The sequence below is a fragment of the Achromobacter sp. ACM02 genome, assembly GCF_014851605.1.
Lineage (GTDB): Bacteria > Pseudomonadota > Gammaproteobacteria > Burkholderiales > Burkholderiaceae_B > Achromobacter > Achromobacter aegrifaciens.
This window is the reverse complement of record NZ_JACUZY010000003.1, coordinates 663,563-677,857: the sequence shown is the minus strand read 5'-3', so window position 1 is coordinate 677,857 and position 14,295 is coordinate 663,563. Positions and strand designations below refer to the sequence as shown.

The 14,295-nt window shown below is 66.5% G+C and carries 8 protein-coding genes; 5 read left to right on the top strand and 3 right to left on the bottom strand.

The window, feature by feature from the left end; all coding sequences use genetic code 11:
* Window positions 1-69: 69 nt before the first annotated feature.
* Both IB258_RS11980 and IB258_RS11975 read right to left on the bottom strand, forming a co-directional pair.
* Entirely contained in the window at window positions 70-2,937 is a 2,868-nt protein-coding gene (locus IB258_RS11980; protein WP_054450764.1) for a 2-oxoglutarate dehydrogenase E1 component, read from the bottom strand.
* A 328-nt stretch (window positions 2,938-3,265) separates the two neighbouring features.
* Entirely contained in the window at window positions 3,266-3,736 is a 471-nt protein-coding gene (locus tag IB258_RS11975) for an Lrp/AsnC family transcriptional regulator (protein ID WP_054450761.1), read from the bottom strand.
* A gap of 181 nt (window positions 3,737-3,917) precedes the next feature.
* On the opposite strand from IB258_RS11975, the gene IB258_RS11970 reads away from it, so the two are divergent.
* The 4 genes from IB258_RS11970 to IB258_RS11955 all read left to right on the top strand — a co-directional run bounded on the left by IB258_RS11970 (window position 3,918) and on the right by IB258_RS11955 (window position 9,197).
* The gene (locus IB258_RS11970; RefSeq protein WP_119450938.1) at window positions 3,918-4,934 is read left to right on the top strand and encodes a 1-aminocyclopropane-1-carboxylate deaminase; all 1,017 of its coding nucleotides are present in this window, start codon (window positions 3,918-3,920) and stop codon (window positions 4,932-4,934) included.
* A 304-nt stretch (window positions 4,935-5,238) separates the two neighbouring features.
* On the top strand, window positions 5,239-6,183 hold the full coding sequence (puuE, locus tag IB258_RS11965; RefSeq protein ID WP_054450757.1) for an allantoinase PuuE: 945 nt from the start codon (window positions 5,239-5,241) through the stop codon (window positions 6,181-6,183).
* An 11-nt stretch (window positions 6,184-6,194) separates the two neighbouring features.
* Window positions 6,195-7,958, top strand: coding sequence for a 2-oxo-4-hydroxy-4-carboxy-5-ureidoimidazoline decarboxylase (uraD, locus tag IB258_RS11960; RefSeq protein ID WP_192352614.1), 1,764 nt, complete (start codon window positions 6,195-6,197; stop codon window positions 7,956-7,958).
* A gap of 6 nt (window positions 7,959-7,964) precedes the next feature.
* Window positions 7,965-9,197, top strand: a complete 1,233-nt coding sequence (locus IB258_RS11955) for a M20/M25/M40 family metallo-hydrolase (RefSeq protein ID WP_054450754.1) — start codon at window positions 7,965-7,967, stop codon at window positions 9,195-9,197.
* A gap of 31 nt (window positions 9,198-9,228) precedes the next feature.
* On the opposite strand, the gene IB258_RS11950 is transcribed toward IB258_RS11955, so the two are convergent.
* Entirely contained in the window at window positions 9,229-11,277 is a 2,049-nt protein-coding gene (locus tag IB258_RS11950; protein ID WP_054450752.1) for an OPT family oligopeptide transporter, read from the bottom strand.
* 224 nt (window positions 11,278-11,501) lie between these two features.
* Here IB258_RS11950 and mdeB point away from each other — a divergent pair, with 224 nt between their 5' ends.
* Window positions 11,502-14,183, top strand: coding sequence for an alpha-ketoglutarate dehydrogenase (mdeB, locus tag IB258_RS11945; RefSeq protein ID WP_192352644.1), 2,682 nt, complete (start codon window positions 11,502-11,504; stop codon window positions 14,181-14,183).
* The last annotated feature ends 112 nt before the right edge of the window (window positions 14,184-14,295 follow it).

Sequence of the window (14,295 nt, the reverse complement as noted above, 5' to 3'; positions counted from 1 at the left end):
GCGCTGCGCGGCAAGCTTCGAATCGGAATTCCAGAAACCTGCGCGCGCGGCGCGTGCATCAAGCGAGTGTTACTTCGTCAACATGACCTTGAACTTGGGCGCGAAAGCCGTTTCGATCAGGGCCTTCTGCTGCTCCTGGTGCTTGGCCAGGTAGCCCACGGCCGGCGATGCCGACGCGGCGCGGCCGGCGTAACCCAGCTTCTGGCCTTCGACCATGTTCTCGTACACGTGATGCTGAACGTAGAACCAGGCGCCCTGGTTCTGCGGTTCGTCCTGAACCCAGATCACTTCGGTTGCCTTCGGGTACTTGCGCAGTTCCGTTTCGAACGACTTGTGCGCGAACGGATACAGCTGTTCGACGCGGACGATCGCAACGTTGTCGGCGCCACGCTCGCGGCGGGCATTGACCAGATCGTAGTAGACCTTGCCCGAGCAAGCCAGCACGCGCTTGACCTTGCTGGCGTCGATGGCCTCGTCGACCTCGCCGATGACCGGGCGGAAGCTGCCGCCGGCCAGGTCGGTCAGGGGCGAACCGGCGTCCTTGTTGCGCAGCAGCGACTTGGGCGTGAACAGCACCAGCGGCTTGCGGAACGGACGGATCATCTGACGGCGCAGCACGTGGAAGATCTGCGACGCGGAGGTCGGCTGGACCACTTGCATGTTGTTGTCGGCGCACAGCTGCAGGAAGCGCTCGATGCGGCCCGACGAGTGCTCGGGACCCTGGCCTTCGTAGCCGTGCGGCAACATCAGGGTCAGGCCCGACTGGCGGCCCCACTTGGCTTCGCCGGAGCTGATGAACTGGTCGATCACGACCTGGGCGCCGTTGACGAAGTCGCCGAACTGGCCTTCCCAGATGGTCAGCGTGTTGGGTTCGGCGCTGGAGTAACCGTATTCAAAGCCCAGCACAGCCTCTTCGGACAGCACGGAGTCGATGACGGTGAACGGAGCCTGGCCTTCCGAGACGTTCTGCAGCGGAATGTAGGTGCCGTCGTTCCAGCGTTCGCGGTTCTGGTCGTGCAGCACGGCATGGCGGTGCGTGAACGTGCCGCGGCCCGAGTCCTGGCCGGTGATGCGGATGGCGTAGCCCGAGGACACCAGGGTCGCGAAGGCGAGGTGTTCGCCCATGCCCCAGTCCAGGTTCATTTCGCCCTTGGCCATGGTGCGGCGGTCGTTCAGCAGCTTGGCGACCAGCGGGTGCACCGTGAAGCCTTCCGGCACGCTGGTGATGCGTTCGCCGATGCGCTTGAGTTCGGCCAGCGGCACGGCGGTGTCGGCCTGGTCGGTCCACTTGGCGCCCAGGAACGGCGACCAGTCGATGGCGTACTTGCTCTTGTAGTCGGTCAGCACCGGTTCGATGGTGCGCTGGCCGTCTTCCATCAGCTGGCGGTAATCCTTGACGAGCTGATCGGCTTCGCCGTCGGCCAGCACGCCTTGCGTGGTCAGCTTGTCGGCGTACAGCTTGCGCGTGCCGGGGTGATGGCCGATGCGCTTGTACATCAGGGGCTGCGTCAGCGACGGGGTGTCTTGCTCGTTGTGGCCCAGCTTGCGGAAGCAGACGATGTCCACGACCACGTCGTGGCGGAACTGCAGACGGTAGTCCAGCGCCAGCTTGGTCACGAACACGACGGCTTCGGGATCGTCGCCGTTGACGTGGAACACCGGCGCTTCGATCATCTTGACCACGTCGGTGCAATACAGCGTCGAGCGCGAGTCGCGGGGGTCGGACGTGGTGAAGCCGATCTGGTTGTTGATGACGATATGCAGCGTGCCGCCCGTGCCGTAGCCGCGGGTCTGGGCCAGGTTCAGGGTTTCCATGACCACGCCCTGGCCGGCGAAGGCCGCGTCGCCGTGCACCAGCACCGGCAGCACTTGCTTGCCTTCGGCGTCGCCGCGGCGTTCCTGGCGGGCGCGCGCGCTGCCTTCGACCACGGGGTTGACGATTTCCAGGTGGGACGGGTTGAACGCGAGCGACAGGTGGACCGGGCCGCCACGGGTGGACAGGTCGCTGGAGAAGCCGTTGTGGTACTTCACGTCGCCGTCGGTCAGGCCTTCGGCGTGCTTGCCTTCGAACTCGGCGAACAGGTCGCCGGGCATCTTGCCCATGATGTTCACGAGCAGGTTCAGGCGGCCGCGGTGGGCCATGCCGACCACGATTTCCTGGACGCCGTTTTCACCGGCGTGGTTCACCACTTCGTCCATCGAGGCGATGAAGCTTTCGCCGCCTTCCAGCGAGAAGCGCTTCTGGCCGACGTACTTGGTGTGCAGGAAGCGCTCGAGGCCTTCGGACTCGGTCAGCTGCTGCAGGATGTGGCGCTTTTCTTCGGCCGAGTAGGCGGGCGCGCCCAGGGTGGCTTCCAGGCGTTCCTGGATCCAGCGCTTGGCGGCGGGGTCGGAGATGTGCGTGAATTCGGCACCGATGCTGCGGCAGTACGTGTCGCGCAGCGCCTTCAGGATGTCGCGCAGCGTCATCGTGCTGGCGGTCGTGAAGTAGGTGTTGGTGGCCGAGTAGGTCTGGTCCAGATCGGCTTCGGTCAGGCCGTAGAAGGCCGGATCGAGTTCGGGGATCGGGGGACGTTCCTGGCGCTTGAGCGGATCCAGGTCGGCCCAGCGCGAACCCAGGGAGCGGTAGGCCGCGATCAGCGACTGCACCGAAACCTGCTTGCTGGCCACGGTCAGGTCGGGTTCGGCCGCGCGTTGCACGAAGGCATTGGCCTTGGCGCGCTGGGCGAACGATTCGACGATGGGAGCGTGGGCCTGGTCGCGGGTGGATTCCTGGCCGTCGGTAGCGGGAGCGTGTTGCAGCTGGTCGAAGTATTCGCGCCAGTTGTCAGGTACCGAACCGGGATTGTCGAGGTAGGCTTCGTAAAGCTCCTCAACATAAGGGGCGTTACCCCCAAAGAGATAAGACGTGGATAGAGATTCTATTTCCGAAGACATATCGCTTCACCTTTACGAGTGCTTCACTCGACACGATGCAGGAAAACCTTCCGCGACACGGGCTTCCCGTTAGGCGGATAGCAGGGGCAGAAGGCGCGTACAAGCCTTAAAAGCCGTATGGGATAAGAGTATAGCCCTTTGAGTTTAAGGACGTCTTCTTGCGTTTGCGTGACGCAAAAGCGCATTCGGAATGCCGTCATGCAGCATTGGAATGTCCAGGCAACCCCTTCCATTGCGCCGTCTACTCGCATTCAATTTCCGGCAACCCAAAATGCCGCGCCGCATCATTTTCACTGGTAGAAATTGCAGTGTTGCGCATTAGCCTCGTTCATACGGGCAATTCGGTGGTCGACAGGATCTCTTTCAGGACGAAAAAGGTGCGGATCTGGCGTACGCCGGGCAGCTTGATGATCTCGCCCGCATGCAGCTTGTTGAAGCGTTCCAGATCACGGATGCGCAGCATCAGGAAGTAGTCGAACTCGCCGGCCACCAGGTGGCATTCCAGGCAGCCGCTGATGCCGCGCGCCGCGGCTTCGAAATCGGTGAAGGACTCCGGCGTGGAGCGGTCCAGCACCACGCCCACGATGACCAGGGTGGCCATGTCCACTTCCGCCGGCTCCAGCAGGGCGACAGTCTTGCGGATGACGCCCTCGTTCTTGAGCTTTTCCACGCGGCGCAGGCAGGCGGCCGGGCTCAGGTGGACGCGCGCGCTCAGCTCCAGGTTGGTGATCTGCGCGTCCTGCTGCAGCACGCGCAGGATGTGGCGATCGATGCGGTCCAGCTCAGAATTTGCCGGCATTTGATACGTCCCTGAAAATTAAATTTCGATCAAAAAGCCAATCAGGAAATATTAAATAGAAACCTGGACGTTTATTTAATTATTTTCCTTTTAAATAATAAAAATACGCAATTGACGGCAAATCCTTGAAATTCCTATGATTTTTCCATCCGCGCCACCCGGCCCGGCCCAGGAGAGTCCCATGGATCTGCAACGATTTCCGCGCCATCGCCTGACCTTCGGCGACACCCCCATCGAAAAGCTCGAGCGCCTGTCCACGCATCTGGGCGGCAAGGTCGAGATCTACGCCAAGCGCGAAGACTGCAACAGCGGCCTCGCGTTCGGCGGCAACAAGCTGCGCAAGCTGGAGTACCTGATCCCGCAGGCGCTGGAACAGGGCTGCGACACGCTGGTCACCATCGGCGGCATCCAGTCCAACCACACCCGCATGGTGGCTGCGGTGGCCGCCAAGCTGGGCCTGGCCTGCGTGCTGGTGCAGGAAAACTGGGTGGACTATTCAGACGCGGTCTACGACCGGGTCGGCAACATCATGATGAGCCGCCTGATGGGCGCCGACGTGCGTCTTGTGGACCAGGGGTTCGACATCGGCTTTCGCCGCAGCTGGGAAGAGGCGCTGGAAGACGTCCGCAAGCGCGGCGGCAAGCCCTACGCGATTCCGGCCGGCGCATCCGACCATGAACTTGGCGGCCTGGGCTACGTCGGCTTCGCCGAGGAAGTGCGGCGCCAGGAAGCCGAGCTGGGCTTCAAGTTCGACTACATCGTCGTCTGCGCCGTCACGGGCAGTACGCAGGCCGGCATGGTGGTGGGCTTTGCGGCGGATGGCCGCGCGGACCGCGTCATCGGTATCGACGCTTCGGGCACGCCCGAGCAAACCCGCGCGCAGATCCTGCGCATCGCGCGGCGCACGGCCGATATGGTCGGACTCGGGACTGCCATCGAAGAGCGCGACGTGGTGCTGGACACCCGCTATGCCTATCCGGCCTACGGCCTGCCCTCGGCCGAGACCAACGAGGCCATCCGCCTCTGCGCCCGGCTCGAGGGCATGATGACCGACCCGGTCTACGAAGGAAAATCCATGCAGGGCATGATGGACATCATCCGCCGCGGCGAGATTCCGGCCGGTTCGCGGGTTCTGTATGCGCACCTGGGAGGGGTGCCGGCGATCAACGCCTACAGCTTTCTCTACCGCAACGGATAAGGGCGCCTACGGCGCCTTCGGCTGGCCTTGCGGCGACTTGCGCTGAAAGTCCAGCCTTGCCCCAGGGCTTGCCAGCCCTGGCCGCCAGCGCCCATGATGAGCGCAGGAAGCGCAGCCCAGCCGGCGTGTCCGCCGGCTGGGCTTTTTTCCGTGGCCGGACCTTCCCGACAACGTCGCCTCCGCAAAATTATGTACATAGTTTGTATACATAACTAGGATTTCCAGCTATGGTGCTGATCATCAGGAAGTCGTCCGCCCACCCACGCCCGGCCGCCGCGCGCCGTTGCACTCCGCCCGCCTGTCCATGACCGTCTACGATTCCACGCTCCCCTACCCCCGCGACCTGGCCGGCTACGGCCGCAATCCGCCGCATGCCCGATGGCCGGGGCAGGCGCGCATCGCGGTGCAGTTCGTGCTGAATTACGAGGAAGGCGGCGAAAACAGCGTGCTGCATGGCGACGCCGGGTCCGAACAGTTCCTGTCGGAAATGTTCAACCCCGCCAGCTATCCCGAGCGCCACCTCAGCATGGAAGGCATCTACGAGTACGGCTCGCGCGCCGGCGTCTGGCGCATCCTGCGCGAATTCGAGAAGCGCGGCCTGCCGCTGACGGTGTTCGGCGTCGGCATGGCCTTGCAGCGCCACCCCGAGCTGACCGCCGCCTTCGTCGAGCTGGGACACGAAATCGCCTGCCACGGCTGGCGCTGGATCCACTATCAGCACATCGACGAGGCCACCGAGCGCGAACACATGCGCCTGGCCATGGACGCGATCACGCAATTGACCGGCAGCCGTCCGCTGGGTTGGTACACCGGACGCGACAGTCCGCGCACGCGGCGTCTGGTGGCCGACTACGGCGGCTTCGAGTACGACAGCGACTACTACGGCGACGACCTGCCCTTCTGGATGCGCGTACAGAAAACGGACGGCAGCGTCGTGCCGCAACTGATCGTGCCCTACACGCTGGACTGCAACGACATGCGCTTCGCGCTGCCGCAGGGCTATTCGCACGCAGATCCCTTCTTCCAGTACCTGAAGGACAGCTTCGACGCGCTCTACGCCGAAGGCGACGAGGCCCCCAAGATGATGAGCATCGGCATGCATTGCCGCCTGCTGGGCCGGCCCGGCCGCATCACTGCGCTGCAGCGCTTCCTGGACCACATTGCCAGCCATGACCGCGTCTGGGTCTGCCGGCGCCTGGACATCGCGCGCCACTGGAAGGCGGCGCATCCCTACACCCCCAACGCCTGAACAGGACGGCCATGGCCCACACCCTAGCCCAACTCAATGCGGCAGCGCCCGCGGACGCCGCCGCCATGCTCGACGGCCTGTACGGCCGCGCGCCCTGGATCGCCGAACGCGCGCTTGGCCACCGGCCGTTCCGCTCGCTGGCCGACCTGGCGCAGCGCCTGCGCCGCGCCGTGAACGACGCGGATGCCGATGCCCGGACGGCGCTACTGCGCGCCCATCCCGAGCTGGCAGCAGGGACGCCCCAGGACGCGGATTCGGCGCGCGAACAGGACCTGGCCGGATTGGCCGCGTGCACGCCCGCCGAATCTGCCCGCCTGCAAGCGTTGAACGCCGACTACCGCGCCAGGTTCGGCTTTCCCTTCGTGCTGGCCGTGCGCGGCCCGCGCGGCGCCGGCATGACGCGCCAGCAGGTGATCGACGAGTTCACCCGCCGCCTGGACAACCCCCCGGACCTGGAATTCGATGAGGCCCAGCAGCAGTTGCACCGCATCGCCGAGATCCGCCTGCGCGATGGCTTCGGCGCCGAACCCGCCATCGGCAACGACATCTGGGACTGGGGCGAGCAACTGGCCGTCCACAGCGATCCCGGCTACGCCGAAAAAGGGCAGCTCACCGTCACCTACCTGACCGAAGCCCACCGCGCCTGCGCCGGACTGTTGTCGCAATGGATGCGCGACTGCGGCTTCGACGAGGTCGGCATCGACGCGGTCGGCAACGTGGTTGGCCGCTACCTGGCCGCCAGCCCCGACGCCCCCACGCTCATGACGGGCAGCCATTACGACACCGTGCGCAACGCCGGCAAATACGACGGCCGGCTGGGCATCTTCGTGCCGATGGCCTGCGTGCGCGAACTGCGCCGCCAGGGCAAGCGCCTGCCCTACCACCTGGAAGTCATTGGCTTCGCGGAAGAGGAAGGCCAGCGCTACCGCGCCACCTTCCTGGGCTCGGGCGCGCTGATCGGCGACTTCAAGCCGCAATGGCTGGACCAGCAGGACGTCGACGGCGTCAGCATGCGCGACGCCATGGCGCAAGCCGGCCTGCGCAGTGAAGACATTCCCACGCTCAAGCGCGACCCTGCCCGCTATCTGGGCTTCGTCGAAGTCCACATCGAACAAGGGCCGGTGCTCTACGAAATGGGGCTGCCGCTGGCCGTGGTCACGTCCATCAACGGCTGCGTGCGCTACCAGGTGCGGATCCACGGCCTGGCCTGCCACGCCGGCACCACGCCCATGAACCGCCGCCGCGACGCCGCCACCGCCACGGCCGAACTGGCCTTGTACGCGGAGCAGCGCGCCGCCCGCGACGGCGACTCGGTCGGCACCATGGGCATGCTGGAAGTCCCGGGCGGCTCGATCAACGTGGTGCCGGGAGAATGCCGCTTCAGCCTGGACCTGCGCGCGCCCAGCGACGCGCAGCGCGATGCGCTGGCGCATGACGTGCTGGCCGAACTCGAAGCCATCTGCCAGCGCCGCGGCCTGCGCTACACGCTGGAAGAAACCATGCGCGCCGCCGCCGCGCCCAGCGATCGCGCCTGGCAGCAGCGCTGGGAACGCGCCGTCGACGCGCTGGGACTGCCCGTCCACCGCATGCCCAGCGGCGCCGGCCACGACGCCATGAAGCTGCACGAGGTCATGCCCCAGGCCATGCTGTTCGTGCGCGGCCAGAACTCCGGCATCAGCCACAACCCGCGCGAATCCACCTCCAGCGACGACATCCAGCTTGCCGTGCTGGCGTTCCTGAACCTGCTCGACGACCTTGCCCACGACACCCAATAGCCGACCATGACCGACTACGCCCGACTCGACGCCTGGATTGACGCCCACTTTGACGAGGAAGTCCGCTTCCTGCAGGAGCTGGTGCGCGTGCCGACCGACACGCCGCCCGGCAACAACGCACCGCATGCCGAGCGCACGGCCGAGCTGCTGCAAGGCTTCGGCCTGCAGGCGGAAGCCCATCCCGTGCCCGCCGAGGCCGTGCGGGACTATGGCCTGCAATCGATCACCAACCTGATCGTGCGCCGCGAATACGGCGCGGGCGGCCCGCGCGTGGCGCTCAATGCCCACGGCGACGTGGTGCCGCCGGGCGAAGGCTGGGAACATGACCCCTACGGCGGCGAGATCGACGACGGCAGCCTGTACGGCCGCGCCGCCGCGGTCAGCAAGAGCGACTTCGCCAGCTACACGTTCGCCCTGCGCGCGCTGGAAGCCGTCGCCCGCCCCAGCCGCGGCGCCGTCGAACTGCACTTCACCTACGACGAGGAATTCGGCGGCCTGCTCGGCCCCGGCTGGCTGCTGTCCCAAGGACTGACCAAGCCCGATCTGCTGATCGCCGCGGGTTTCAGCTACGAGGTCGTAACCGCCCACAACGGCTGCCTGCAAATGGAAGTGACGGTCCACGGCAAGATGGCGCATGCCGCCATCCCCAGCAGCGGCGTGGACGCGCTGCAAGGCGCGGTTGCCATCCTGAACGCGCTGTACGCGCAGAACGCGCGGTACCGGGAAATCCGCTCCGAGGTGCCGGGCATCAGCCACCCCTACCTGAACGTGGGCCGCATCGAAGGCGGCACCAACACCAATGTGGTGCCAGGCAAGGTGGCGTTCAAGCTGGACCGGCGCATGATCCCCGAAGAAAGCGCGGCCGAGGTCGAGGCCGACATCCGCCGCATCATCCAGGAAACCGCTGCTGCCGTGCCCGGCATCAGCGTGGACATCAAGCGCCTGTTGCTGGCCAATTCCATGCGCCCGCTGCCCGGCAGCCAGCCGCTGGTGCAGGCCATTCAGAAGCATGGAGAGGAATTGTTCGGCGAGCCCATCGCCGCCATGGGCACGCCGCTCTACACCGACGTGCGCCTGTACGCCGAAGCGGGCATTCCGGGCGTGATCTACGGCGCCGGACCGCGCACCGTGCTGGAATCGCACGCCAAGCGCAACGATGAGCGGGTAGTGCTGGAAGACCTGCGGCGCGCCACCAAGGTCATCGCCCGCACGCTGGCCGACCTGCTGGACGCCGCCTGAGGCGGCCGCCCGGCAGGACCGGCCGGGCGTTTCACGCCAGTTTCATTACCCGGCGCCAGAACAGGATCGCCACCGCCACGAAGACGGCCAACCCCAGGAACGAGGCCGTGTGCTCGAAGCCCGCGCCGGCGATCGCCAGCGGCGCTTCGGTGCCGGCCGCGCCGATGATGCCGGCCATCAGCACGCCGACCAGGCTTTCGCCCACGATCAGGCCCGAGGCGATCAGCACGCCGCGGCGATTGGCTGCGTCGGCGAACTGCTCGTAGGGCTTGCCGGCGGCGGCCGCGCGGCGGCGCAGGGCGCGTTCCAGCAGCCATGCCAGGACCGCGCCGACCACGATGGGCGCGGCGACGGTGGGCGGCAGATAGATGCCGATACCCACGGCCAGCACCGGAATCCGGGCCACGCGGCAGGTGCGCTTCATGATCTCGTCCACCACGATCAGGCCCACGCCGACCGCCATGCCGATCAGGATCATGGTCCAGTTGAGCTGGTGCGTGAAGATGCCGCGCGCGATCGCCAGCATCAGCGTCGCCTGCGGCGCGGACAGGGCCTGCGCCGGGTCCATGCCCTCGCGCGGCATGGCGTCGGCAAAACCGTAGGCGTTGTAAAGCAGTTCCAGCACCGGCGAAATCACTGCCGCGCCGGCGACGCAGCCGATCAGCAGGGCCACCTGCTGACGCCAGGGCGTCGCGCCCACCAGCCAGCCGGTCTTCAGGTCCTGCAGGTTGTCGTTGGAAATGGAGGCCACCGCCACCACCGCCGAGGTGCTGAAGATCGACAGCGCAATCGCCATCTGCACGCCGTTCTGCGCGCCCAGCAATTCGCCGCCCAGCGCCAGCATCAGCAGCGACACCAGCACGATGGCAACGATGCCCACGCCCGAGATCGGGCTGGTCGACGAGCCCACCAGGCCGGCCATGTAGCCGCAGGCGGCGGCCACCAGGAAGCCGAAGACGAAGGCAAACAGCACGGCGTAGGCCACCAGCTTCCAGATGCCGGCAGGCGACAGCGGCGCGCCGGACAGGAACACCTGGAAGGTCACCACCAGGACCGCCACCAGCACCAGCGTCACGGCCGAGATCCAGCCGGCCGACAGGTCGCGCTCGGTGCGCGGCGCGCGTCCGGCGCGGGCCGCGCCCGCCTTGGTCAGCGCCGCGAACGAAGCCTTGACGCCGCGCGCCATCGGCATGAACAGCGTGGCCAGGGTCCAGATGGCGCCCACGCCGATCACGCCGGCGCCGATGAAGCGCACCTGCGAAGCCCACAGGCCGGTGGCGTACTTCGCCAGCGACGTGCCCGCCGGGATGTCGCCCATGGCGGTGAGGATGGGCACGGCGATGCCCCAGGAAATGATCAACCCGGTCAGCATGGCCAGGCCCGCGACGATGCCGATCAGGTAGCCCGCGCCCAGCAGTGCCAGCGAAAAGCCCATGGGCAGCCGGAACACCGCGCCGCCCAGCGCGAACCAGCCGCTGACGCTGTCTCCCAGCACGCGCAGTCCGCTGGCCGCGAAGCTGACCGCGGCGGCGACCACGCCGCCGGCCACGATGTCGCCCATGCCGGTCTCGGCCTTGGCTGGCGCGCGTCCGTTGTCCGCGGCCTCGTCCTGGGCGCGCTCGGCGCTGCCCACCCGCAGGATTTCAGCGGCAGCCACGCCTTCCGGATACGGCAGGTCGCTCTGCACCACCATCACATGGCGCAGCGGAATGGTGAACATCACGCCCAGCATGCCGCCGGCGGCGCAGATGCCCAGCGTCTGCCAGAACGGGAAGCCCTGCCAGTGTCCCATCATGACCAGGGCCGGCAGGATGAAGATGATGGACGACAGCGTCCCGGCCGCGGAGGCCTGGGTCTGCACCATGTTGTTTTCGAGGATGTTCGCGTCCTTGAACAGGCGCAGGACGGACATCGAGATCACCGCCGCCGGAATGGCGGATGAGAACGTCAGGCCCACCTTCAGTCCGAGAAAGACGTTGGAAGCCGTGAAGATGACAGTGATGATTGCGCCCAGGAGGATGCCGCGGAACGTAAGTTCGGGCAACGTGACCTCTGCCGGGACGCTGATGGGTTGGGTCATTGCAGTTATTCCTATCTTGCCAGGCGCGAATTCTAGCGCCTTCGCGTCCACCTGGCGGTCACCCCTCTGATACGACCACCAAGCATATCCTCAGCAGAAGCTGCCGCAAGCGGTAAAACTTGCAAAAGATTATGCTGAATTTTCCGAAGTTTCCCCAGAATTTTGATCACCCATGCCAGGGGCTAGGGTCTAGCATGGACGTCAAACCAGGAGACGACAAGACCATGCGCGACGCCAGTTCCGCCCGCCCCGGGCAAGACATCCAGCACGACGCCGACCCCGCCGAAACCGCCGAATGGCGTGAGGCGCTGGAATCGCTGGTACATGCGGAAGGTTCTGAGCGCGCGGGCTACGTGCTGGACAATCTGCTGGGTCATGCGGCGTCGCTGGGCCTGCGCGCCAACAGCCAGGCCCGCACCGCCTACCTCAACACCATCCCCGCCGATCAGGAGCCGCCCTTCCCCGGCAACCTCGCCGTGGAGGAACGGATCGCCCGCATCAACCGCTGGAATGCGCTGGCCATGGTGGTGCGCGCCAACCAGGCGCATGGAGAGCTGGGCGGCCACATCGCCAGCTACGCCTCGGCCGCCGACCTGTTCGAGGTCGGCTTCAACCATTTCTTCCGCGCGCAGAGCCCGGACGGCCCCGGCGACCTGGTCTACATGCAGCCGCACTCGGCGCCCGGCGTGTATGCCCGCGCCTATCTGGAAGGCTTTCTGGGCGAAGAGGACCTGGCGCATTTCCGCCAGGAGATCACGGCTGGCGCGCGCGGCCTGCGCGGGCTGTCGTCGTATCCGCACCCGTGGCTGATGCCGGATTTCTGGCAATTCCCCACGGGCTCGATGGGCATCGGCCCCATCAACGCCATCTACCAGGCGCGCTTCATGCGCTACCTGGAGCACCGTTCGCTGATGCCCGGCGGCGACCGCAAGGTCTGGGGCATCTTCGGCGATGGCGAAATGGACGAACCTGAATCCATCGCCGCGCTGACGCTGGCCGCGCGCGAAAAGCTCGACAACCTGGTGTTCGTGGTCAATTGCAACCTGCAGCGCCTGGACGGCCCGGTGCGCGGCAACGGCCGCATCATCGACGAACTGGAAACGCTGTACGCGGGCGCCGGCTGGAACGTCATCAAGCTGGTCTGGGGCAGCGACTGGGACGCGCTCCTGCGGCGCGACGCCAATGGCGCCCTGGCGCGCGCCTTCGCCAATACCGTGGATGGACAGTTCCAGACCTTCGCGGCCAACGACGGCGCCTTCAACCGCGCCCACTTCTTCAACCAGAATCCCGAACTGGCCGCCCTGGTGGCCGACTGGAGCGACGAAGCCATCGACCGCCTCCACCGCGGCGGCCATGACATGGTGAAGATCCACGCGGCCTACCACCGCGCCGTGCGCCATCGCGGCCAGCCCACGGTGATCCTGGCGCAGACCAAGAAGGGTTTCGGCATGGGCTCGGCCGGCCAGGGCAAGATGACCACGCACCAGCAGAAGAAGCTGGATGACGAGGCGCTGCTGGCCTTCCGCGACCGCTTCGCGCTGCCGATCTCGGACGCCGATTGCCTGGCGCTGAAGTTCTACCGCCCGGCCGAGGACAGCGCCGAACTGCGCCACCTGCAGGCGCGCCGCGCCGCGCTGGGCGGCCACATTCCCCGCCGCAATACCGAGGCGCCGCGCCTGGCGCCGCCGGACGCGGAGCACTGGGCGCGCTTCGCGCTGGCCGCCGACGGCAAGGAAATGTCGTCCACCATGGCCATCGTGCGCATGCTCACCGCCCTGCTCAAGGACGCCAACGTGGGGCCGCGCATCGTGCCCATCGTGGCGGACGAGGCGCGCACCTTCGGCATGGCCAACCTGTTCCGACAGATCGGCATCTATTCCGCGCAAGGCCAGCTCTACGAACCCGAAGACATCGGCTCGGTGCTGTATTACCGCGAGGCGCGCGACGGCCAGATCCTGGAAGAAGGCATTACCGAGGCCGGCGCGATTTCCTCGTGGACGGCCGCGGGCACCAGCTATTCGGTCAACGGCCTGCCGATGCTGCCCTTCTATATCTATTACTCGATGTTCGGCTTCCAGCGCATCGGCGACCTGATCTGGGCAGCCGCCGATCAGCGCACGCGCGGCTTCCTTGTCGGCGCCACCTCCGGCCGCACCACACTCGGCGGCGAGGGGCTGCAGCACCAGGACGGCTCCAGCCACATCATGGCCGCCGCCGTGCCGAACTGCCGCGCCTATGACCCGGCCTATGCCTACGAGGTCGCCATCATCGTCGAGCACGGCATGCGCCGCATGCTGGACGAACAGCGCGACGAGTTCTACTACCTGACCGTCACCAACGAGAACCTGGCGCAGCCGGACATGCCGGCACGCAACGACGTGCGCGAGGGCATCCTGCGCGGCATGTACCGCCTGCGGCCCGCGCGCGGGCAGGCGCAGGTGCGCCTGCTGGGCGCGGGCCCGATGCTGCGCGAGGCCGAACTCGCGGCGGAGCGCCTGCAGGCCGATTACGGCGTGGACGCCGAAGTCTGGAGCGTCACCAGCTTTTCCGAACTGGCCCGCGACGGCCGCGAAGCCGAACGCGCCCGCGTGCTCGGCCTTGCATCCGGCGCCGACTGGGTCCGCAGCTGCCTGGGCGCCAGCAACGCCCCGGTAGTCGCCGCCAGCGACTACGTGCGCGCCGTGCCGGAACAGATCCGCGCCTGGGTGCCCGCGCCCTACCGCACGCTGGGCACCGACGGCTTCGGCCGCAGCGACACCCGCGCCCAGCTGCGCGACTTCTTCGAGGTCAGCGCGGATTGGATCGTGCTGTACGCGCTGGACAGCCTGGACCGCCAGGAAGATGCCCTGGCGTTGCGCGCGAGCCTGAATGCCGGCGCGCGGCAAACGCCGCCTTGGGATAGATAGGATTGCAATCCGCAATGCAGCGAGGTTTTGCGCAAAATCGTCCATTCGCTGCAGCGCAACAACCAAGCACCCGCGCTTTCTGTTGAAATACGGGTGTTCCCAAGCATTTCCC